Origin of the sequence: Streptomyces cirratus (assembly GCF_014650775.1) — a bacterium.
GTDB classification, from domain to species: domain Bacteria; phylum Actinomycetota; class Actinomycetes; order Streptomycetales; family Streptomycetaceae; genus Streptomyces; species Streptomyces cirratus.
On sequence record NZ_BMVP01000002.1, the window covers coordinates 869,860 to 891,809 of the forward strand.

General features: G+C 71.9%; 13 protein-coding genes. 6 read left to right on the top strand and 7 right to left on the bottom strand.

The genetic code is table 11. The annotated features are described in order from the left end of the window. The first annotated feature begins 18 nt into the window (after nucleotides 1-18). On the top strand, nucleotides 19-360 hold the full coding sequence (locus IE207_RS09010) for a thioredoxin family protein (protein WP_190183483.1): 342 nt from the start codon (nucleotides 19-21) through the stop codon (nucleotides 358-360). On the opposite strand, the gene glgB is transcribed toward IE207_RS09010, so the two are convergent. The 4 genes from glgB to IE207_RS09030 all read right to left on the bottom strand — a co-directional run bounded on the left by glgB (nucleotide 350) and on the right by IE207_RS09030 (nucleotide 7,941). Continuing rightward, on the bottom strand, nucleotides 350-2,635 hold the full coding sequence (glgB, locus tag IE207_RS09015) for a 1,4-alpha-glucan branching enzyme (RefSeq protein ID WP_229873484.1): 2,286 nt from the start codon (nucleotides 2,633-2,635) through the stop codon (nucleotides 350-352). The genes IE207_RS09010 and glgB overlap by 11 nt on opposite strands. After that, on the bottom strand, nucleotides 2,632-4,083 hold the full coding sequence (locus IE207_RS09020) for a maltokinase N-terminal cap-like domain-containing protein (RefSeq protein ID WP_229873485.1): 1,452 nt from the start codon (nucleotides 4,081-4,083) through the stop codon (nucleotides 2,632-2,634). Before IE207_RS09020 ends, glgB begins: the two co-directional genes overlap by 4 nt. Nucleotides 4,084-4,255: 172 nt before the next feature. Then, a complete protein-coding gene (gene treS / locus IE207_RS09025; RefSeq protein ID WP_190183484.1) occupies nucleotides 4,256-5,950 on the bottom strand; it encodes a maltose alpha-D-glucosyltransferase in 1,695 nt (564 codons plus the stop codon). Further along, nucleotides 5,947-7,941, bottom strand: a complete 1,995-nt coding sequence (locus tag IE207_RS09030; RefSeq protein ID WP_190183485.1) for an alpha-1,4-glucan--maltose-1-phosphate maltosyltransferase — start codon at nucleotides 7,939-7,941, stop codon at nucleotides 5,947-5,949. The genes treS and IE207_RS09030 overlap by 4 nt, the downstream gene beginning before the upstream one ends. A gap of 502 nt (nucleotides 7,942-8,443) precedes the next feature. On the opposite strand from IE207_RS09030, the gene glgP reads away from it, so the two are divergent. Beyond that, on the top strand, nucleotides 8,444-11,092 hold the full coding sequence (gene glgP / locus IE207_RS09035; RefSeq protein WP_190183486.1) for an alpha-glucan family phosphorylase: 2,649 nt from the start codon (nucleotides 8,444-8,446) through the stop codon (nucleotides 11,090-11,092). A gap of 230 nt (nucleotides 11,093-11,322) precedes the next feature. Here glgP and IE207_RS09040 read toward each other — a convergent pair whose 3' ends face one another. Further along, a complete protein-coding gene (locus IE207_RS09040) occupies nucleotides 11,323-12,324 on the bottom strand; it encodes an Lrp/AsnC family transcriptional regulator (protein ID WP_229873486.1) in 1,002 nt (333 codons plus the stop codon). Nucleotides 12,325-12,452: 128 nt separating this feature from the next. Here IE207_RS09040 and IE207_RS09045 point away from each other — a divergent pair, with 128 nt between their 5' ends. Next, complete coding sequence (locus IE207_RS09045; RefSeq protein WP_190183488.1) at nucleotides 12,453-13,973, top strand: MFS transporter; 1,521 nt, start codon at nucleotides 12,453-12,455, stop codon at nucleotides 13,971-13,973. 181 nt (nucleotides 13,974-14,154) lie between these two features. After that, the gene (locus IE207_RS09050) at nucleotides 14,155-15,024 is read left to right on the top strand and encodes a hypothetical protein (RefSeq protein ID WP_190183489.1); all 870 of its coding nucleotides are present in this window, start codon (nucleotides 14,155-14,157) and stop codon (nucleotides 15,022-15,024) included. Between the two features lie 185 nt (nucleotides 15,025-15,209). Here IE207_RS09050 and IE207_RS09055 read toward each other — a convergent pair whose 3' ends face one another. After that, the gene (locus tag IE207_RS09055) at nucleotides 15,210-17,480 is read right to left on the bottom strand and encodes a M4 family metallopeptidase (protein ID WP_190183490.1); all 2,271 of its coding nucleotides are present in this window, start codon (nucleotides 17,478-17,480) and stop codon (nucleotides 15,210-15,212) included. 381 nt (nucleotides 17,481-17,861) lie between these two features. On the opposite strand from IE207_RS09055, the gene IE207_RS09060 reads away from it, so the two are divergent. Then, a complete protein-coding gene (locus IE207_RS09060; RefSeq protein ID WP_190183491.1) occupies nucleotides 17,862-19,346 on the top strand; it encodes a sugar transferase in 1,485 nt (494 codons plus the stop codon). Between the two features lie 18 nt (nucleotides 19,347-19,364). On the opposite strand, the gene IE207_RS09065 is transcribed toward IE207_RS09060, so the two are convergent. Continuing rightward, nucleotides 19,365-20,309, bottom strand: coding sequence for a GDP-L-fucose synthase family protein (locus tag IE207_RS09065; RefSeq protein ID WP_190183492.1), 945 nt, complete (start codon nucleotides 20,307-20,309; stop codon nucleotides 19,365-19,367). 473 nt (nucleotides 20,310-20,782) lie between these two features. Between IE207_RS09065 and gmd the strand changes: the two genes are divergently transcribed. Further along, nucleotides 20,783-21,796 carry a GDP-mannose 4,6-dehydratase gene (gmd, locus tag IE207_RS09070; RefSeq protein ID WP_190183493.1) on the top strand — a complete coding sequence of 338 codons (1,014 nt, stop codon included), beginning with the start codon at nucleotides 20,783-20,785 and terminating at the stop codon, nucleotides 21,794-21,796. Nucleotides 21,797-21,950 lie beyond the last annotated feature (154 nt).

Sequence of the window (21,950 nt, forward strand, 5' to 3'; positions counted from 1 at the left end):
AGAGGAATGGGGAAGAAGATGAAGGCTCAAGGCGTCGCCGAAGTGACCGACGCGGACTTCGAGACCGAGGTGCTGGGCGAACGGGACCGGCCCGTGCTCCTGGAGTTCACCGCCGGCTGGTGCGGCCCCTGCCGGCAGATCGCGCCCGTGATCTCCGCGGTCGCCGCCGAGGAGGCCGGCCGGCTCAAGGTCGTCCAGATCGACGCGGACAGCAACCCCGCCACCGTCTCCCGGTACGGGGTGCTGTCCCTGCCGACCCTCATCGTCTTCCGCGACGGCGAACCCGTCCGGCAGATGGTCGGGGCCCGCGCCAAGCGCAAGCTCCTCCAGGAGCTGGAGCCCGAGCTCGCTACGGCCTGAACCAGACCGTCGCCATCGGCGGCAGCGTGAGGCGCAGGCTCACCGGGCGCCCCTGGGCCGCAACCGGCTCCGGGCGCAGCGGCTGGAGGTGGCGCACCCCGCTGCCGCCGTACGCCTCGGAGTCCGTGTTGAGCACCTCGTGCCACTGCCCCACCTGCTCCGGCACCCCGATCCGGTAGCCGTGGCGCACCACCGGGCAGAAGTTCGACACCGCCAGCAGCGGGGAGCCGTCCTCGGCGTACCGCAGGAACGCGAAGACGTTGTCGTCCGAGGCGTCCGCCTCCACCCACGCGAAACCTTCCGGCACGGTGTCCCGCTCCCACAGCGCGGGCGTCGCCGTGTAGGTGTGGTTCAGGTCCCGCACGAGGTCGCGCACGCCCCGGTGGTCACCGGCAGCCGAGTACCCGGGGTCCACCAGCCACCAGTCCGGCCCGTGCTCCTCCGACCACTCGGCCCCCTGGGCGAACTCCTGTCCCATGAACAGCAGTTGCTTGCCCGGGTGGGCCCACATGAAGCCCAGGTACGCACGGTGCGAGGCCCGCTGCTGCCACCAGTCGCCGGGCATCTTCGACACCAGTGCGCCCTTGCCGTGCACCACCTCGTCGTGCGAGATCGGCAGCACGTAGTTCTCGCTGTACGCGTAGATCATCCCGAAGGTCATGTCGTGGTGGTGGTATTTGCGGTGCACGGGCTCCTTCGAGACGTAGCGCAGCGTGTCGTGCATCCAGCCCATGTTCCACTTGAGGCCGAACCCCAGACCGCCCGAGTCCGTCGGCCGGGTCACCCCCTCCCAGGCCGTGGACTCCTCCGCGATCGTCACCACCCCGGGGCAGCGCCGGTACACGGTCGCGTTCATCTCCTGGAGCAGCTTCACCGCGTCCCAGTTCTCCCGGCCGCCGTGCTCGTTCGGCAGCCACTGCCCCTCCTCGCGCGAGTAGTCGAGGTAGAGCATGGAGGCCACCGCGTCCACCCGCAGCCCGTCGATGTGGAACTCCTGGCACCAGTACACGGCGTTGGCGACGAGGAAGTTGCGCACCTCCGTGCGGCCGTAGTCGAACTCCAGCGTCCCCCAGTCCGGGTGCGCGGCCCGCCGCGGGTCGTGGTGCTCGTACAGCGGCCGGCCGTCGAACTCGGCCAGCGCCCACTCGTCGCGCGGGAAGTGCGCCGGGACCCAGTCGACGATCACGCCGATCCCGGCCCGGTGCAGCGAGTCCACCAGGAACCGGAAGTCGTCCGGGGTGCCCATCCGCGAGGTCGGCGCGTAGTAGCCGGTGACCTGGTATCCCCAGGACCCGCCGAACGGGTGCTCCGCCACGGGCATCAGCTCCACGTGCGTGAAGCCCAGCTCCCGCACGTACGCCGGCAGCTGCTCGGCCAGCTCGCGGTACGAGAGCCCCGGCCGCCAGGACGCCAGGTGCACCTCGTAGATCGACATCGGCGCGAGGTGGGCCGGCCGGGCGCCGCGCGCGGCCATCCACTCGGCGTCCTGCCAGGTGTGGTGGGAGTCGGTGACGATCGAGGCTGTCGCCGGCGGGACCTCCGCGCGCCGCGCCATCGGGTCGGCGCGCAGCGTGTGGCCGCCGTCGGGGCGGGTGATGTCGTACTTGTACAGGGCGCCCTCGCCGATCCCCGGCACGAACAGTTCCCACACCCCCGTCGAACCGAGCGAGCGCATCGGGTACGCGCCCGAGTCCCAGTACGAGAAGTCGCCCGTCAGCCGCACGCCCTGGGCGTTGGGCGCCCACACCGTGAAGCGGGTGCCGCTCACGCCCTGGTGCTCCATGACCCTGGACCCCAGGGCCGTCCACAGTTCCTCGTGCCGTCCCTCGCCGATCAGGTGCAGGTCCAGCTCGCCCAGCGCCGGCAGGAAGCCGTAGGGGTCGTGGACCTCGATCCCGTCGCCGTCGTACCCGACCAGCAGGCGGTACTCGGGCACCTCGGTCAGTGGCAGCAGCCCGGAGAACAGCCCGTCGCCGTCGTCGTGGAGCTCGGCCCGGAGCGTGTCGGTCACGACGGTGACGGACTTGGCGTACGGGCGCAGTGCGCGGAACACCACCCCGCCGGGCCCGGGGCGGGCGCCCAGCACGGCGTGCGGGTCGTGGTGGCGGCCCTCCAGCAGCCGGGCCCGCTCGCCGGCGTCGAGCACGGGCGCCGGCGAGACGCCCTGGGGCGCGGCGGGCCGCCGGGCACGGGGGGTACGAGCCTTCCTCGCGGGCTCGGGGGCGGTAGCGGCTTCGTCGCGGACGGTCGGTGACGGCTGTCGTGCGGCGCTCACGCGAGCGGCCTCCTCGGGGGCTTCGGATGGGGCTGGGGGTGGGCGGCGCCGCCCGGGGCGGGCGGCAGCCGGTGGGCCGGCCGCTGGGGCTCCGAGAGCCGGCGGATCGCCGCCATCGGGACGTGCAGCCAGTCGGGGCGGTGCCGGGACTCGTAGCGGGCCTCGTACACCGCCTTGTCGGTCTCGTACGCCCGCAGCAGGACGGGGTCCTCGCGCGGGTCCCGCCCGGTGGTGCGTGCGTAGCCCTCGCAGAACGCGGCCCGGCAGTCGTCGGCCCACGCGGGGGCGAACGGCCTGTGCGAGCGGGCGGCGTAGTCGAAGGAGCGCAGTATCCCGGCGATGTCGCGCACCGCCGGCTCGGGACGGCGGCGGTCGGCCAGCGGCCGGGCCGGTTCGCCCTCGAAGTCGATCAGCGCCCAGCTGCCGTCGGGGGCCCGCAGGGTCTGCCCCAGGTGCAGGTCCCCGTGGATCCGCTGGGCGGCGACCCCGGTGCCCCGGGAGGCGGCCAGCGCGTCGAACGCCCCGCGCAGCCCGGCCTCGTAGGGCAGCAGCGCGGGCACCTCCCGGGCGGTGGCGGCCAGCCGCGCCGTCATCCCGGCGGCGAGCCGGGCGGTCTGCTCCGGATCCAGCGCCACGGCGGGCAGGGCGTCCGCGAGCGCGCTGTGCACCTCGGCGGTGGCCCGGCCCAGCGCGTGCGCCTCGGCGGTGAAGTCGGCCCCGGCGGCGAGCCGGCGCAGCGCGAGCTGCCATCCGTCGTCGGAGCCGCGCAGGTACGGCTGGAGCACGCCCAGGGTCAGCGGTTCGGAGCCGGGCAGTTCCGCCTCGTACCAGGCGACGGGCGCGGGTACCCGCGTGCAGCCGACGGCGGCGAGTGCCCGGGGCAGTTCCAGGTCCGGGTTGATCCCGGGGCCGACCCGGCGGAACACCTTCAGGATGTGCGAATCCCCGTAGATCATCGAGGAGTTGGTCTGCTCGCCGGAGAGCGGCCGGGGTGCGGGCGCCGCCGGGATCACGGCGTGCGGGTCCCGCTCGAAGCGCAGCGGGCCGAGCGCGCCCGGGGAGCGCAATCGTTCCAGCAGCAGCGCCGCGAGCCTCGGATCGCCGAGTCCCTCGTACACGGCCTGGCCGGCGTACGGGCCCTGCTCGGCGTACCCGATCAGCGCGGGCGCCAGCCCCGGGGGCAGGTTGGGGCGTACCCCGAGCAGCAGCTGGTAGCAGTCCGAACTGCCCTCCGCGTCCACCCCGATGAGCAGGTGGAGCAGTCCCGGTGAGGCACCGGGAGGCAGCAGTTCGACGGCCGAGACCAGCCGGAGCCGGGTGATGGGGCGTCCCTTGCCGGCGAACCAGCGCTGTCTCGGCAGCCAGGCTCGCAGCATGGGCTCCAGCGGTCCGAGCGGGACTCCTGCCAGGCTTCCCTGGCGGCTCCGGGCGGATGCAGCCTCCGACATGGCGTCGCGTCCTTTCCCCGGGCCGTCACAGAATGCGCAGAGTGTCCCGGATGGCGATGGTTGCTGTCCGGCGGTGTGCGAGTGTCGGGTCAGGATGATCCGTACAGGGGCGGGCGATTGACCCATTCGCGCGCCCGCCCCGTACCGCCGTTACCCGCTTTTCGGTGCCGGACTACTCAGTGCGCAGGCGGAACCACAGAAAGCCATGGCCTGCGAGCGTGAGCAGGTACGGCCATTCGCCGATCGGCGGGAACCGCACATCGCCCGTGAGTTCGACGGGCACCCGCCCGTTGAACGAGCGCAGGTCCAGCTCGGTGGGCTGGGCGAAGCGCGAGAAGTTGTGCACGCACAGCACCAGGTCGTCCCCGTACTCGCGCAGGAAGGCGAGCACCGCCGGGTTGGTCGACGGCAGTTCGGTGTACGACCCCAGCCCGAAGGCGGGGTTGGCCTTGCGGATTTCGATCAGCCGGCGCGTCCAGTGCAGGAGCGAGGAGGGCGAGGCCATCGCCGCCTCGACGCTGGTGACCTGGTACCCGTAGACGGGGTCCATGATGACCGGCAGGTTCAGCCTGCCCGGATCGCAGGAGGAGAAACCGGCGTTGCGGTCCGGGGTCCACTGCATGGGCGTGCGCACGCCGTCGCGGTCGCCGAGCCAGATGTTGTCGCCCATGCCGATCTCGTCGCCGTAGTAGAGCACCGGCGAGCCGGGCAGCGACAACAGCAGGGCCGTGAACAGCTCCATCTGGTTGCGGTCGTTGTCGAGGAGCGGGGCGAGCCGGCGCCTGATGCCGATGTTCGCCCGCATCCGCGGGTCCTTGGCGTACTCGGAGTACATGTAGTCGCGCTCTTCGTCCGTGACCATTTCGAGGGTGAGCTCGTCGTGGTTGCGCAGGAAGATGCCCCACTGGCAGTTCGCCGGGATCGCCGGGGTCTTGGCCAGGATTTCGGAGACGGGGTAGCGGGACTCTCTTCGCACCGCCATGAAGATGCGCGGCATGACGGGGAAGTGGAACGCCATGTGGCACTCGTCCCCGCCCTTGGTGAAGTCCCCGAAGTAGTCGACCACGTCCTCGGGCCACTGGTTGGCCTCGGCGAGCAGGACGGTGTCGGGGTAGTGCGCGTCGATCTCGGCCCGGACCCGCTTGAGGAGCGCGTGGGTGCGCGGGAGGTTCTCGCAGTTGGTGCCCTCCTCGGCGTACAGGTAGGGCACCGCGTCGAGGCGGAAGCCGTCGATGCCGAGGTCCAGCCAGAAGCGCAGCGCCGAGATGATTTCCTCGACCACCGCCGGGTTCTCGTAGTTCAGGTCCGGCTGGTGCGAGAAGAAGCGGTGCCAGTAGTACTGCTTGCGCAGCGGGTCGTACGTCCAGTTCGAGGTCTCGGTGTCGACGAAGATGATGCGGGCGTCCTGGTACTGCTTGTCGTTGTCGGCCCACATGTAGTAGTCCCCGTACGGTCCGTCCGGGTCCTTGCGCGACTGCTGGAACCACTCGTGCTGGTCGCTCGTGTGGTTCATGACGAAGTCGATGATCACCCGCATGCCGCGCTGGTGCGCGGCGTCCACGAACTCCACGAAGTCGGCGAGGTCGCCGAACTCGGGCAGCACTGACGTGTAGTCGGAGACGTCGTAGCCCCCGTCGCGCAGCGGTGAGGCGAAGAACGGCGGAAGCCAGAGGCAGTCCACGCCCAGCCACTGGAGGTAGTCGAGTTTGGAGGTGAGCCCCTGCAGGTCGCCGACGCCGTCGCCGTTGCTGTCCTGGAACGAGCGGACGAGGACCTCGTAGAACACCGCCCGCTTGAACCAGTCGGGGTCGCGGTCCTTGGCGGGGGTGTCCTCGAACATGTCGGGGACGGGATCGTTGATCATCATGTGATGGGTGACCCTCCGGTGGGCGGGGACGGTCGCAGAGCGGCCAGTACGTGCGCGGGCGTACGGCCCGGCTCTAGGCGCACGTAGTTCGCCCTGCCCCAGTGATAGGTCTCGCCGGTGAGCTCGTCGCGCACCGCGAGGGACCCGTGCCAGTCGAGGCCGAGTACCGGCATGTCCAACGAGACGGTCGCCTCCTGGGTGTGGTGCGGATCGAGGTTGACGACCACCAGTACGGAATTGGCTCCGGCGTGCTTCGAATAGGCGATCACCTGTTCGTTGTCGGTCGAATGGAAGTGCAGGTCGCGCAGTTGCTGGAGGGCGGGATTGCGGCGGCGGACCCGGTTCAGGGTGGTGATCAGCGGGGCGATGGAGCGGCCCTCGCGTTCGGCGGCGGCCCAGTCGCGTGGCCGGAACTCGTACTTCTCGGAGTTCAGGTACTCCTCGCTGCCCGGCCTGACCGGTTCGTTCTCGCAGAGCTCGTACCCGGCGTAGATCCCCCAGGTGGGGGAGAGGGTGGCGGCGAGCACGGCCCGTACCTCGAAGGCGGGGCGCCCGCCGTGCTGAAGGTACTCGTGGAGGATGTCCGGCGTGTTGACGAAGAAATTCGGCCGCATGACGGCCGCCGAACGGTCGTCGGCGAGCTCGGTCAGGTACTCGGTCAGTTCCGCCTTGGTGTTGCGCCAGGTGAAGTACGTGTAGGACTGCTGGAAGCCGACGGCGGCCAGTGCGCGCATCATCGCGGGGCGGGTGAAGGCCTCCGCCAGGAAGATCACGTCGGGGTCGGTCTTGTTGATGTCCGCGATCACCTTCTGCCAGAAGACGACGGGCTTGGTGTGCGGATTGTCGACGCGGAAGATCCGGACGCCGTGGTCCATCCAGTGCCGCAGGATCCGGACCGTCTCCTCGACGATGCCGGCCATGTCGGTGTCGAAGTGGATCGGGTAGATGTCCTGGTACTTCTTCGGCGGGTTCTCGGCGTACGCGATCGTCCCGTCCGCGCGGTGGCGGAACCACTCGGGCCGCTTCTCCACCCACGGGTGGTCGGGCGAGCACTGGAGCGCGAAGTCGAGGGCGATCTCCATCCGCAGCTCACGGGCCCGTGCCACGAAGGCGTCGAAGTCCTCGATGGTGCCCAGCTCCGGGTGGACGGCGTCGTGGCCGCCTTCGGTCGACCCGATGGCCCACGGCACGCCCGGGTCCCAACTACCGGCCGACAAGGTGTTGTTGGGCCCCTTGCGGTAGGTGCTGCCGATGGGGTGGATGGGCGGCAGGTACACCACGTCGAAGCCCATGGCGGCGATGGCCGGCAGCCGCTCGGCGGCCGTCCGGAAGGTCCCGCTCACCGGAGCCGAGCCGGGCTCCACCACCGCTCCCTCGGAGCGGGGGAACATCTCGTACCACGAGCCGAAGAGGGCCCGCTTGCGCTCGACGAGCAGTGGCAGCGGCTTCGCGGCGCTGACCAGCTCGCGGTACGGGCGCCGGGCGAGGGCCTCGGTCACGGGCGCCGCCAGGGCCGCCGCGTAGCGCACGGAGACCTCCCGGTCCTCGTCGCGCATGGCCTCGGCGGCGGCCAGCACGTGCGCGCGCCCGTCCTTCTTGGGGATCTTCGCACCGGCTCGCGCGTACAGCTCCGCGCCTTCGAGCAGCATCAGCCCGGTGTCGATCCCCGCGGGGATCTTGATGGCGGCGTGCGAGCGCCAGGTGGCGATGGGGTCGCTCCACGCCTCGACGGTGTACGTCCACCGTCCCTCGGTGTCGGCGCAGACCCTGGCGCCCCACCGGTCCGTTCCGGGTGCGAGTTCGCACATCGGCACGGGCGGCCGCAGCCGTCCGCTCGGGTCTCGGAGTACGACGTGCGCGGAAACGGCGTCGTGGCCCTCGCGGAACACGGTGGCCGAGATCCGGAAGACCTCGTCCACGACCGCCTTGGCGGGTCTGGCGCCGCAGTCGACGGCGGGGCGGACGTCCAGCACGGGAATGCGACCGATCATGATGGGATCACCTGGGGGCAGTTCGCGGGGCTAGCTGTGGGCGGTCCGGCTGACGAAGGGGCAGCCGGCAGTGCACGCTCTGTTCGCTCTGTTTCTAGCCGTTCAGAAGACGGCTGGGCTGCGGGCATGGCCGCTCCTGTCCGCGTTCACTCGGGTGGCGGGAGAGGTGGTGGGCGGTGTGCGCCGTGCGTGTACCCGGGGAGCCCTTCCCACTCTCGTCCCGCCCAATCCGCGTGCTTGGTTAACTACTCGTACGTAGTGGCACGCCGATAACCAAGCCCCGGCTCTACATCCACCGAGGCTCCGTCAAGTCGGTTGGAAACTCCGGGACCTACACCGGTATACCGCCTTCGCGGCCCGCCCGCCCGTCGGCACCGTGGCCGCACCGGGCGGTCGCGGCTAGCCTCGCGGCTGTCGGAAGTGGATCCAAAGTGGACGGATGCGCGGGTGCACAGCGTGGTGCGGCCGCTCCGATCCGCAATCCCCTGCGAAGGTGGAACACGTGAAGGCTATCCGTCGATTCACCGTGCGCCCCGTCCTCCCCGAGCCGCTGCTGCCACTCGCCGACCTCGCGCGCAACCTGCGCTGGTCTTGGCACGCGGAAACCCGCGAACTCTTCCAATCCGTCGATCCCGAAGGCTGGCAGGCCGCTGCCGGCGATCCCGTGCGACTGCTCGGCGCCGTGTCCGCCGGCCGCCTGGAGGAGCTCGCCGGCGACCGGCGGTTCCTGCGGCGGCTGGCCGTGGCCGCCGCCGACCTCGACGACTACGTCCACGGCGGGAGGTGGTACCAGACCCATGAGAGCGGCGGGGACCTGCCCGCCGCCATCGCCTACTTCTCGCCCGAGTTCGGCATCACCGCCGCCCTGCCGCAGTACTCCGGCGGGCTGGGGATCCTCGCCGGCGACCACCTCAAGGCGGCGAGCGACCTCGGCGTCCCGCTCATCGGCGTGGGACTGCTCTACCGCCACGGCTACTTCCGCCAGTCCCTGTCCCGCGACGGCTGGCAGCAGGAGCACTACCCCGTCCTCGATCCCAACGAGCTCCCCCTCGCCCTCGTCCGCGAGGCCGACGCCACGCCCGCCCGGGTGACCCTGACCCTGCCCGGCGGGCGGTCGTTGCACGCGCACATCTGGCAAGCCCGCGTCGGACGGGTCCCGCTGCTGCTGCTCGACTCCGACGTCGAGGACAACGACACGGCCGCCCGCGAGGTGACCGACCGCCTCTACGGGGGCGGCAGCGACCACCGGCTGCTCCAGGAGATGCTGCTCGGCATCGGCGGGGTCCGCGCGGTGCGGACGTACTGCCGGCTGACCGCCCACGCCGACCCCGAGGTGTTCCACACCAACGAGGGACACGCCGGCTTCCTCGGTCTCGAACGCATAAGGGAACTCGAAGGTGAACAGGGGCTCGGCTTCGACGCCGCCGTCGAGGCGGTCCGCGCCGGCACCGTGTTCACCACGCACACCCCCGTCCCCGCCGGCATCGACCGCTTCGACCGGGCCCTGGTCGCCCGGCACTTCGGCGAGGGCGGTGAACTGCCCGGCGTACCCGTCGAGCGGATCCTCGAACTGGGCGCGGAGTCCTACCCCGGCGGCGACCCCGGGGTGTTCAACATGGCCGTGATGGGCCTGCGCCTCGCCCAGCGCGCCAACGGCGTCTCCACCCTGCACGGCGCCGTCAGCCGGGGCATGTTCGCGGGGCTGTGGCCCGGCTTCGACCCGGTCGACGTGCCGATCACCTCCATCACCAACGGCGTGCACGCGCCGACCTGGGTGGCGCCCGAGGTGGTCCGGCTCGGCGCGCGCCAGATCGGGGCCGGCCGGACCGAGGACGCGCTGTCCGTCGGCGGTTCCCCGCGCTGGGACGCCGTGGCGGGCATCGCCGACCAGGAGGTCTGGGACCTGCGCCGGGTGCTTCGGGAGCAACTGGTCCAGGAGGTGCGCGACCGGCTGCGGGCCTCGTGGAAGCAGCGCGGGGCCGCGGACGCCGAGCTGGGCTGGGTGGACGGCGTACTCGACCCGGACGTGCTGACCATCGGCTTCGCCCGCCGCGTCCCCTCCTACAAGCGGCTCACCCTGATGCTGCGCGACCCGGAACGGCTGCGCCGGCTGCTGCTGGACCCCGACCGGCCGGTGCAGATCGTGGTCGCCGGCAAGGCGCACCCCGCCGACGACGGCGGCAAGCGCCTCGTCCAGGAGCTGGTGCGGTTCTCGGACGACCCGCGGGTGCGCCACCGGATCGTCTTCCTGCCCGACTACGGCATGGCCATGGCACAGAAGCTCTACCCGGGCTGCGACATCTGGCTGAACAACCCGCTGCGCCCGCTGGAGGCCTGCGGCACGAGCGGGATGAAGGCCGCGCTCAACGGCTGCCTCAACCTCTCCGTGCTGGACGGCTGGTGGGACGAGTGGTTCGAGCCCGACTTCGGCTGGGCCATCCCCACCGCCGACGGGGCCGGGACGGACGTCGAGCGGCGCGACGACCTGGAGGCGAACGCCCTCTACGAGCTGATCGAGAGCCGGGTCGCGCCCCGCTTCTACGACCGGGCCGGGCGCAGCGGGCTGCCCGAGCGGTGGATCGAGATGGTCCGGCGCACCCTGGTCTCGCTGGGGCCCAAGGTGCTCGCGGGGCGGATGGTACGGGAGTACGTGGAGCGGCTCTACGCCCCCGCCGCGCTCGCCCACCGCGCCCTCGACCCCGGGGCGGCGCGGGACCTCGCCTGGTGGAAGGGCCGGGTCCGCGCGGCCTGGCCCCGGGTCACCGTCGAGCACGTGGAGGCGCTCGCCGCCGCGCCCGTCGGCGGGACCGCCGAGCTGGGGGCCACGCTCACCCTGCGGGTGCGGGTGGCGCTGGACGCGCTCGCGCCGGAGGACGTGGAAGTGCAGGCCGTCGCGGGCCGGGTGGACGCCCAGGACGTGATCCAGGGCGCCCGGACCTTCCCGCTGAAACCGGCCTCCGGGCCCGACCTGGAGGGCCGCTGGGTCTACGAGGGCCCGCTCGCCCTCGACCGTACGGGGCCCTTCGGCTACACCGTACGGATCCTGCCCGCGCACCCGCTGCTGGCGAGCCCGGCCGAACTGGGGCTCGTCGCCGGCCCGCAGGACGCCGGCGCCGACGCGGACGCGGTGGGCGGGGTGCTGCTGAGGTGAGACCCGCGGGGGCGGGCGGCGGGGCGAGTACCCCGGGGCCGGGCGTCAGGGCCCAGGGCGTGTTGCGAAAGTAGCGCCGGCCGCCCGAAGGGCGGGCCCCGCGGCGTCCGGTGCGTGCGATCGCAAGGCGGAGGGTCGCCCTCGTACCGGGCCGTACGCGGGCGATCCCGGCAACGCGGCGAGCGTGCGTGCCGGGCGTCGCGGGGCAGGCGGGACTCTCGAAACGCGCCCTAGGGGTCGACCAGCCGTCCGTCCTCCACCAGCATCCCGGCCCGCTTGATGTTCCGCAGGGTCGGGATCACCTCGACCCGCTCGATGCCGGGCACGGCGCCGATCCGTTCCGTCAGGTACGTGTACAGCGCCTCCGTGTCCCGGCAGACCACGACCGCCAACAGGTTCGCCGCCCCGGTCACCGCGGCGGCGAACGGCACCTCCTCGTGCCGGGCGACCGCCGCGCCCGCCTCCGCCAGCCGCGCGGGCGCCGCCGTCAGCATCAGCGTGGCCTCCGCCTCGTAGCCCAGCCGGGTCGGGACGAGCTCCACGTCCAGGTACAGCGCCCCGAGCTCCCGCAGCCGCTCCAGGCGCCGGCGCGCGGTGGACTCCGACAGGCCCGAGGCGCGCGCCAGTTCGGGGTAACCGGCCCTCCCGTCCCGGCCGAGCACCGACAGCAGCGCCAGCTCGGCCTCGTCCAGGGTGTGGCGCTCCCGCCCCGGCGGGACCGGCGGCCGCTCCAGCGCCGCGACCTGGTCGGGCCGCAGCACGTCCAGCCCGCACCACCGCTCCGGGCCGCCGACGAAGACCCGCAGCAGCGTGTGGGCGCTGACCCCGGTCACCCGGCGGGTGCGCGGGAGCTTGTCCAGCAGCAGGCCGTCGCGGTCGGCGCGGGTGCGCGCCTTGGTCAGACAGTGGATCTCCGTCCCGCCCGAGCCCAGCTTCACCCAGGAGATGTCCGGCCGGCGGGCCAGCGCCTCGGCCACCACCAGCGCCGCGTCGGGCGCGCACTGCACGCGCAGCCACGACTCGAACAGCCCGACGCGGCGGCCCTGGGGGAGGCCGATCACCCGGATGAGCCCGCCGGACCGCATCCGCCGGTAGCGGCGCACCACCGTCTGGTCGGAGACCTCCAGCACCTCGGCGAGCCGGCTGAACGAGGCACGTCCGTCGATCATCAACGCCTGGATCAGGGAGCGGTCGAGGAGGTCGAGCTCCTCGTTCGGCGCGGTCCGGTTCATGCTTTCCATCATCCCAGAGCCTTCCATGACGGAAATCCGCCGGCGAACGGGTGCCGGGTGCAGGGCGCGGCGCCGGCCCTGAAACCGTGGGGTCACCGATGAAGTGAAACCCCCACAAGGAGAGATTCATGCGCAAGTGGCTGCCGCTGACGGCGGTCTGTCTGGGGGCCTTCATGCTCCTGGTCGACGTCACGATCGTGACCGTCGCCCTGCCGGACATGGCCGCCGACATGCACACCGGGTTCGCCGCCCTCCAGTGGGTGATGGACATATACGCCCTGGCGCTGGCCGCCCTGCTGCTCGGCGCGGGCTCCCTCGCCGACCGGATCGGGCGGCGCCGCGTCTACCTCGGCGGCCTCGTGGTCTTCGCCGCGGCCTCGCTCGCCTGCGGCCTCGCCACCGGCCCCGCCGCGCTGATCGCCTTCCGCGCGGTACAGGGCCTCGGCGGCGCGGCGATGTTCGCCACCACCATGGCCCTGCTCAGTTCCGCCTACCAGGGCCGCGACCGCGGGATCGCCTTCGGAGTGTGGGGCGCGGTCAACGGCGCCGCCGCCGCGGCCGGGCCGATCATCGGCGGTCTGCTGACCGAGCACTTCGGCTGGCGCTGGATCTTCTACATCAACCTGCCCGTCTGCGCCGTGGCCGTGTACGTCACCCTCAAAGCCGTCGCCGACTCCCGCGACCCCCACGCCAAGGGCCTCGACCTGCCCGGCATGGCGGCCTTCACCGCCGGGGCGGGGGTGGTCACGTACGCCCTGATCCGGGCCGGCGAGAACGGCTGGACCTCCGCCGCCACCCTCGGCCTCCTCGGCGTCGGCGTGGCCGCCTTCGCCGTCTTCGTCCTCGTCGAACTGCGCACCGCACGCCCGATGCTGGACCTGTCGCTGTTCCGCAGCAGCACCTTCGTCGGTGTCATGGCCGCCGCGCTGCTGCTGTCCGGGGCGGCGTTCTCGTACCTGATGTACGTCTCCCTCTGGCTCCAGTCCGTCGAGGGGATGAGCCCGGTCGGCGCGGGCCTGGTGGTGGTGCCGCTGAGCCTGGCCTCGTTCCTCGTCTCGGCGCTGGCCGGCCGGCTCCTGCACGGGGCCCCGGCGCGGCTGACCATCGGCGGCGGGCTGGCGCTCATCGGGGCGGGCGCGCTGCTCCAGGCCTGGATGCTGGACGCGGGTGACGGCTGGCAGGCGCTGGTCCCGGGCCTGGTGATGACGGGGGCCGGCGTGGGCGCGGCCATCCCGTCGCTGGCGGCCACGGTGATGGGGGCGGTGGCCCCGGCCCGGGCGGGCATGGCCGGCGGCGCGCTGAACACGGCGCGGCAGCTGGGCATGGCCTTCGGCATCGCGGTGCTCGGCTCCCTCTTCCACGCCGGGCTGGCGGACGGGCTCGGCGGCTCCGGCCAGGCGCGCGGCACCGCCGAGGCGCTGGCGTCGGGCGGGGCCGGGCGATTGCTGGCCGCCGCCCCGGCGGCCAGGGCCTGGGTGGAGGCGGCCTTCGTGAGCGGGCTGCGGGAGACCTTCGTGGCCTCGGGGGTGATGGGTCTGCTGGGTGCCCTCGCCGTCGCCCTGCTGATCCGCTCGACGGGGCGGAGCGGGGGCGCGCCGCAGGCCGGGGCCAGGCCCGCGGACGCCGCGGCGGTGCCGGAACGGGTCTGAGCGCGGGGCGCGGGTCCGGTCGGCGGGGTGACTGCCGCATGGGCCCGCGGACCGATCCAGGAGGGTGAACCTTCGAACGCGCTGGGCATGCTGAATCGTTTCGTCTGAATCGTCCGCTCCTACGCTGCCGGCTGGAAGCCACCGGACCCGGCGTTCCAGCCGACCAGAGAACGGACTCTTCATGCGTGCTCGTACCACCGCCGCCGCACTCCTCGGTGCCCTCGCCATCGTCCTGCCCACCGCGGGCGCCACGCTGGCGGCCGATCACGACGACGATGACGGCCGCCGCTCGCTCGGCCGCCTGGAGTACCTCGTCGAGGACGACGACGAGGCCGGCGACGACGAGCACCGCCAGATCCGCCCGGCGGACAACGACACCTGCTACCGGCTGACGGGCACCTCCTGGGAGAACCCGGCGACCACCGTGCGCAACGAGACGGAGTCACTGGCGGTGCTCTTCCGGGACCGCGACTGTGGCGAGCGGGCGGAGCGGACGCTGGCGCCGGGGGAGCGGGCGAACGGCGTCCAGGTCCGCTCGGTGCTCTTCAAGCCGGTGGACGATGAGGAGGGCCGCCACGAGGGACGGAACGACGGACGGAACGACGGCCGCCACGACGGGAACGACGACGGGTTCGGCAACGGCGACGAGGACCGCGGCCGTCACGACGCCAGGCCGGGCATGCCGGGGGCACCGGTGCAGAACGGCGCCAAGCCGGCCATGCAGGAGATGGTGAAGCCGCGCACGGACGAGCCGGCCGCGCAGCCCCGCGACGAGCAGCCCCGCGACGAGCAGCCCGGCGACGAGCAGGCCCGTGACGAGCAGGCCCGTGACGAGCAGGCGGGTGACGAGCACGCGCGTGAGGAACAGCAGGCGCGCGAGGAGCAGGCCCGCCAGGAGGAGACGGCGCGTCAGGACCAGGCCCGGCGTGACGAGCAGGCCCGCCAGGAGCAGCAGGCCCGCGAGGAGCAGGACCGGCGCGAAGAGGAGCAGGGCCGCACCGGCGAGCAGGGTCCCGACATGTTCGACCGCATCTTCGGCGCCATCGGCTGACCCGCCACCGCACGACCCCGTCGACCGCATGACGCGGCAGAGCCCGGCACCCCCGTGGTGCCGGGCTCTGCCGCGTCGTGGAACCGTCATGGAACAGGGCCGCCCGGGGAGGTCGTCTCCCGGGCGGCCCCGTGATCAATCGGTCGAGCCGGGATCCGGCTCGGCCCCCGTCACCCCTGTCGGGGTCAGAACGTGAGCTTCCAGCTGTTGATGTAGCCGGTGTCCGCGGCGGCGAGGTCCGCCACCCGCAGCTTCCAGACACCCTGGGCGACCTCGGAGGAGGCGTTCACGGTGAAGCTCTGGACGATGTTGTCCGCGCTGCCGCCGGTGCGGTTGCGCAGGTTGTAGACGGAGCCGTCGGGGGCGACCAGGTCGACCCTCAGGTCACCGACGTAGGTGTGGACGATGTTGACGTCCACCTTGAGGGTGCTCGGGGCGTTGCCCGTGCGGGTCACCGTGATCGGGGACTCGACCGTCGAGTTGTCCGCGATCTGGTAGTCGTTCGTGTTCTCGAACACGCTCTGCTGGGCGGTGCCGACGGACCAGGTGAAGGACGCCGTACCCGTCTTGCCCGCGGAGTCGGTCACCGTGACGGTCACGTTGGACGTGCCCGCGGTGGTGGCGGTACCCGAGATCAGACCCGTCGAGGAGTTGATCGACAGGCCGGCCGGCAGACCGGTCGCCGCGTAGCTCAGCGCACCCGCGTTGGTGCTGGTCGCCTGGACCTGCAGGCTCACAGCGGTGTTGATCTGGGTGGTCTGGTTGGCGATCGGGGTGACCGTGACGCCGGAGGTGATGCGCGGTCCGACGTTGATGCCGGCCCAGGCGTTGGCCACGTTGTTGTACGTGGTCGAGCCCGCGCCGTACAGGTCGGCGGCGGCCTGGAGGGTCGCCGTACGGGCGGCCGCGTAGTTGGTGTTCGACTTGAAGTAGCCCACCGTCAGCGCGCGGAACCAGATCTTCGAGGCGGCGTCCCGGCCGACTCCGGTGACCGGCAGGTTGTCCGAGGTCGGCGAGTTGTAGCTGACACCGTTGATGACCTTGGCGCCGGAGCCCTCGGAGGCCAGGTAGAACCAGTGGTTCGCCGGGCCCGAGGAGTAGTGGACGTCGAGGTTGCCGACGCCCGAGTACCAGGCGTCCGCGGAGCTGCCGTCCTTGCTGGGCTTGTCCTGGTAACGCAGCGGGCTGCCGTCACCGTTGATGTCGATCTTCTCGCCGATGAGGTAGTCGCCGACGTCCGTCGGGTTGTTGGCGTAGAACTCGACCGCCGAGCCCATGATGTCGGAGGTGGCCTCGTTCAGACCGCCGGGCTCACCGCTGTAGGTCATGTTGCCGGTGACCGAGGTCAGGCCGTGGGTCATCTCGTGCGCGGCCACGTCGATGGACGTCAGCGGGTGCGTGTTGCCGGTGCCGTCGCCGTAGGTCATGCAGAAGCAGCCGTCGTCCCAGAACGCGTTGACGTACGCGTTGCCGTAGTGGACCCGGCTGTAGGGCGCCACGCCGTCGTTGCGCAGACCGTTGCGGCCCATCACGTTCTTGTAGAAGTCCCACGTGACCTGGGCGCCGTAGTGCGCGTCGGCTCCGGCGGTCGCCCGGTTGGAGGCGGCGCCGTTGCCCCAGACGTCGGTGGTGTTCGTGAAGAGCGTGCCGGTGCCGGAGCTGCCGCCGTTGAGGTCGTAGGTCTTGTGGCCGCCCCGGCCGGCGTCGGTCAGGGTGAAGTTGCTGCCCGACTGCGAGGTGCCCAGCGTGACCTGACCGCTGTACATGGTGTTGCCGGTGCCCTTTTCGATGGCCTGCCACTCGGTGATCTTCGCGCCGGTCTTGGCGTCGGTGACCACGTGCAGCTCGCTCGGGGTGCCGTCGTCCTGGAGGCCGCTGACCACGGTCTCGAAGGCGAGGACGGGCGCGCCTTCGGCGGCCCAGATCACCTTGCGGGCGTTCTTGGAGGGCTTGGCCTGCTTGGAGCCCGCGGCGTTGGCCGAGGCGACGGCCTGGCTCTCGGCCGCCGAGGGGGCGACGGAGGGGCTGGTGTCCGCCACCTTGATCTCGTGCTGCGTGGCCTTGGTGACGCTCTTGGTGACGCCGCCCTTGGCGTGGATCGTCAGGTCACCCCCGAGCACGGGTATGCCGTCGTAGGTGCGCTCGTAGGTGGTGTGGGTGGTGCCGTCGGCGTCCTGGACCACGTCCCGGACGACCAGGCGCTCCTGGCCGCCGAGACCGAGGGCCTTCGCCGCCTGCACGGTGGTCGAGTTGGCGTCGGCGAGGAGCGTCGCACGCTCCGAAGCGCTGAGCAGGCGGGCGGCCGCGCCCGGGTTGGGCTGAGCCGCCTTGGTGGACTGCGACGACGCGGTGGCGTCGGCGGTGGCGGTTCCGGCCTGAATGCCTACGGCGAGCAGGGCCGCGGCGGCGACGAGAGCGCCGGCCGCGGTGGCCCGCCGCTGGGGGGTGTGACTCAACGCAAACTCCTTCTGCAAGGGGGGTTCCGGACGGCTGGGTGGGCCTCCGGGCAGATCAGGGCTGGTGCGATGAACGGTCGAAGAGTGTCACTTGCGCGCGCCGATGTCAGGGCCACATCAAAAGGTTGGCTGGAAACAGTCCGTTGTCCGAAGAGACGTATCCGGTATCCGAACCATTCACTTTTGTGTGAGAGGGGAGGTCGAAACAGCCGGAACTGTAGATACCGGTTGCTAACACTTGAGCAACAGGGGACCTCGTTAACGCAAACGGCATTTACCGTACGGGTGTTTGTCGTACTGTTTCCCGGTGCGTCAGATGCCCGTCGCCTGGGGAAGCCGCGGGCACACGCCACTGTCATAGACCACGTGCCAGGGGGGCCCATGAGGCATGTCCATTTTCCTGCGCAAAGAGTGGCCGGGACGGCCGTCGATCCGAACGCGTCGAGTACCGCGCCTCCGCGTCGGCTCGGCGACAAGGCGCGGTGGTACCTTCCCGCGGCGGTCACGGCCGACTTCCTCGGCGCGGCCGTTCCCGTAGGGCTCGTCTTCGACGCGGCGCAGCAGGCGCGGCCCGTCTACTGCGCCGTCGGCGCGGCCCTGGCCTGGACCGCCGTCCAGGCGCTGCGTCGACGGTACGCGACCCGGGCGCTCGGTGAGTCCCGCGGTGTGCTGCCCGTCGTCCACGACTGGCTGATTCTGATCGGTGTCCTCGCCGTCGCCCGCGTGGTGACCGGCGAGAGCACCCCGCGGCTGGCGGCGCTGGGGGCGCTGCTGCCCGCCCTGCTCATCACCGTCGCCTGCCACAAGCTGACCTACCGTCACCTCTTCGCCGCCCGCCGGGAGGCGCAGGCGGTCAGCCGGGTCCTGGTCGTCGGTGAACCCGAGGCCGCCGAAGGTGTGATCGCGCACCTCGCCTCGCGCACCGACCACCCGTACGTCGTCGTCGGCGTCGTCCCGGTCGGCGAGGGCCGGCTGGACAGCGGCGTACCCGTCACGGCCCGGTTGGGCGCGGTCCCGCACGGTCCGAACGCGGACGCCACCGCCGTGCTGGGCGCCGTCCGCAGCCACCACGCCGACCTGGTGCTCGTCGCCCCGGGCGTGCGGATCGCGGGGGAGCGGCTGCGCCGGGTCGCCTGGGCGCTGCACGACGCCGGGCTGGAACTGGCCGTCTTCCCCGGTCTGGTGGAGATATCCGTCAAGCGGCTGGAGACCCTCTCCGCCGGCGGGCTCGCCGTGCTGCGGATCGCACCGCCCGTGCGCAGGGGCGTGCAGACGCTGCTCAAGTCGGCGATGGACCGGGCGGGAGCCGCCGTCGGACTGCTGCTGCTGTCGCCGCTCTTCCTCGCGCTGATCCTGGCGATCCGGCTCGGCTCGCGCGGGCCGGCCTTCTACAGCCAGCGCCGGATCGGGCGCGACGGGGTCCCGTTCGTCATGTGGAAGTTCCGCACGATGGTCGTGGACGCCGACCGGTTGCAGGCCGAGCTGGCGGGCGCCAACGAGAACGACGGCCTCATGTTCAAGATGCGCCGCGATCCGCGGGTGACCCGCGTGGGGCGGCTGCTGCGCCGCACCTCTATGGACGAACTGCCCCAGCTGTTCAACGTGCTGACCGGCAGCATGTCCCTCGTCGGCCCGCGCCCGCCGCTGCCGGAGGAGGTGGCCCGGTACGACGAGACCGAGCTGCGCCGGCTGAGCGTGCGGCCCGGTATGACGGGCCTGTGGCAGATCAGCGGACGGTCGGACCTGTCCTGGGACGAAACGATTCAGCTCGATCTCCAGTACGTCGACAACTGGTCCTTCACCAGTGACGTCGACGTGATGGGCCGTACGCTCCGCGCCGTCGTCGACGGTCGCGGAGCATACTGAGGGGCCGCGGTCTTGCGATCAGCCCTGCTCCCGCCACCACCGGTAGGTGGCGGCGATGCCGTCCCGCAGCGGGATGCCCGGCTTCCAGCCGAGCGAGGTCAGGCGGGTGACGTCCAGCAGCTTGCGGGGCGTCCCGTCCGGCTTGGAGGTGTCCCAGGCGAGCCGGCCCTCGAAGCCGGTCACCTCGGCGACCGTCTCGGCCAGTTCCTTGATGGTGAGGTCCTCGCCGCAGCCGATGTTGACGGGCTCGTCGCCGTCGTAGCGCTCCAGCAGCACCGCGCAGGCGGCGGCGAGGTCGTCGACGTGCAGGAACTCGCGGCGTGGGGTGCCCGATCCCCACAGCGTCACCTCCTCGCGCCCCTCGGCCGCGGCCTCGTGGAAGCGGCGGATCAGCGCGGGCAGGACGTGCGAGGACTCCAGGTCGAAGTTGTCCCCCGGGCCGTACAGGTTCGTGGGCATGGCCGAGATGTACGAGGCGCCGTACTGCTTGCGGTACGACTGGACCTGCACGATCCCGGCGATCTTGGCGAGGGCGTAGGCCTCGTTGGTCGGCTCCAGCGGACCGGTCAGCAGGGCGTCCTCGCTGATGGGCTGCGGGGCCAGCTTCGGGTAGATGCAGGAGGAGCCCAGGAACAGCAGCCGGCCCACCCCGGCGGCGTGCGCGCCGGCGATGACGCTGAGCTGGATCTTGAGGTTGTCCTCCAGGAACTGCACCGGGTACGTGCTGTTGGCCATGATCCCGCCGACCTTGGCGGCGGCCAGCACCACGGCGTCCGGGCGGACGTCCCGCAGGTACGCCTCGGTCGCGGCGCCGTCGCGCAGGTCCAGCTCGGCACGGCTGCGGGTGAGCACCTCGTGGCCGTCGGCGGTCAGCCGCCGGGCGACCGCGGACCCCACGAGGCCGCGGTGGCCGGCGACGAAGACGCGGGCGTGCGGGGGCAGGAGCGGCAGCGAACTTGTCATACCGCCGATGATGCCAGTCCGCTGCCGCGGTGTTACGCGGGAGGCCCACGCCGGCCCCGCCCCCGCCGGCCCCACAGGCGGCGGTTCGCCCGGCGGCGGTTCGTGGCCGGGCTGTGCCGGCGGCCCCGCAGCGGCGGGCGGCCCGTCAGGCCCGGCTGCGGCCGACTGCCCGGCGCGACCGGTTGCCCTGCCGCCCGCCCGCGGCCTGCGACCCGTTGGCCGGCTGCGGCCTGTTGCCGGGCCGCGGCGGGCGGCCCGGCTGCGGCTCGGCCGCCGTTGCGGCGGGGTGGTCCGGGGCGGGGCTTGGCGGTGGGGGCGGTTGCGGACGGGGCGTGTACGGTACCCATCCGGCGCCGGGCCGCGCGGGCGCCCGCCGCAGGCCCGCCGGGGGAACGAGGGGCAGAGCCCCGCACAACGGGTGGGGGCCGGCCCCGCTCACCGAAGCAGAGCACACCGACAACCAGGGGGACCCCATGGGCAAGACCGCACTGATCACCGGCGTCACCGGGCAGGACGGCTCGTACCTCGCAGAGCTCCTGCTCTCCAAGGGATACACGGTGCACGGGCTCGTGCGGCGGTCCTCCAGCTTCAACACGGAGCGGATCGACCACATCTACCAGGACCCGCAGACCGAGAACCGCTCCCTCGTGCTGCACCACGCGGACCTGTCCGACGGCGTCGCCCTGGTGAACCTGCTGCGCGACATACGCCCCGACGAGGTCTACAACCTGGGTGCGCAGTCCCATGTCCGGGTGTCCTTCGACGCCCCGCTGTACACCGGCGACGTGACCGGCCTCGGCGCGCTGCGCCTGCTGGAGGCCATCCGGGCCAGCGGCGTGGACACCCGTATCTACCAGGCCTCGTCCTCCGAGATGTTCGGCGCCACCCCGCCCCCGCAGAACGAGCACACCCCCTTCCACCCGCGCAGCCCCTACGGCGCCGCCAAGGTCTTCGCGTACTGGACCACGGTGAACTACCGCGAGGCCTACGACATGTTCGCGGTGAACGGGATCCTCTTCAACCACGAGTCCCCGCGCCGCGGCGAGACCTTCGTGACCCGCAAGATCACCCGCGCGGTCGCCCGCATCAAGGCCGGTCTCCAGGACCACCTCTACCTCGGCAACCTCGACGCCGTCCGCGACTGGGGCTACGCGCCCGAGTACGTCGACGCCATGTGGCGGATGCTCCAGCAGGACGAGCCCACCGACTACGTGGTCGCCACCGGGGTCGCCGCGACCGTCCGCGAGTTCGTCGAGTCCTCCTTCGGCCACGCGGGCCTGGACTGGAACGAGCACGTGCGCTACGACCCCAAGTACGAGCGCCCCAGCGAGGTCGACGCCCTCATCGGCGACGCCTCGAAGGCGCAGGAGATCCTCGGCTGGAAGCCGACGGTCCTGGTGGCCGAACTCGCCCGGATCATGGTCGACGCCGACATCCGTCAGGTAGAGGACCAGCTGGCGGGCGTAACGGTCCGCATCGACCGTTAGAGGTCCTGTATTTCCCCTACGCTTTGCCGTGTCCCGGTCATGACGCGCAGATCTCTGCCCTCGTGACCGGGGCAAACCCGCCGTATGTCGTCGTGCGCCCTCTGTGCGGATCCTGTTGATTCCAAGTTGGTATGCAATGGGTCAAGTGAGGTGA

What these genes read in the sequence shown, in the direction of transcription:
- IE207_RS09010 (WP_190183483.1), top strand. Translation starts at nt 19, where the DNA reads ATGAAGGCTCAAGGCGTCGCCGAAGTGACCGACGCGGACTTCGAGACC.
- IE207_RS09020 (WP_229873485.1), bottom strand. Translation starts at nt 4,083, where the DNA reads ATGTCGGAGGCTGCATCCGCCCGGAGCCGCCAGGGAAGCCTGGCAGGA.
- treS (WP_190183484.1), bottom strand. Translation starts at nt 5,950, where the DNA reads ATGATGATCAACGATCCCGTCCCCGACATGTTCGAGGACACCCCCGCC.
- IE207_RS09030 (WP_190183485.1), bottom strand. Translation starts at nt 7,941, where the DNA reads ATGATCGGTCGCATTCCCGTGCTGGACGTCCGCCCCGCCGTCGACTGC.
- IE207_RS09040 (WP_229873486.1), bottom strand. Translation starts at nt 12,324, where the DNA reads ATGAACCGGACCGCGCCGAACGAGGAGCTCGACCTCCTCGACCGCTCC.
- IE207_RS09045 (WP_190183488.1), top strand. Translation starts at nt 12,453, where the DNA reads ATGCGCAAGTGGCTGCCGCTGACGGCGGTCTGTCTGGGGGCCTTCATG.
- IE207_RS09050 (WP_190183489.1), top strand. Translation starts at nt 14,155, where the DNA reads ATGCGTGCTCGTACCACCGCCGCCGCACTCCTCGGTGCCCTCGCCATC.
- IE207_RS09060 (WP_190183491.1), top strand. Translation starts at nt 17,862, where the DNA reads ATGAGGCATGTCCATTTTCCTGCGCAAAGAGTGGCCGGGACGGCCGTC.
- IE207_RS09065 (WP_190183492.1), bottom strand. Translation starts at nt 20,309, where the DNA reads ATGACAAGTTCGCTGCCGCTCCTGCCCCCGCACGCCCGCGTCTTCGTC.
- gmd (WP_190183493.1), top strand. Translation starts at nt 20,783, where the DNA reads ATGGGCAAGACCGCACTGATCACCGGCGTCACCGGGCAGGACGGCTCG.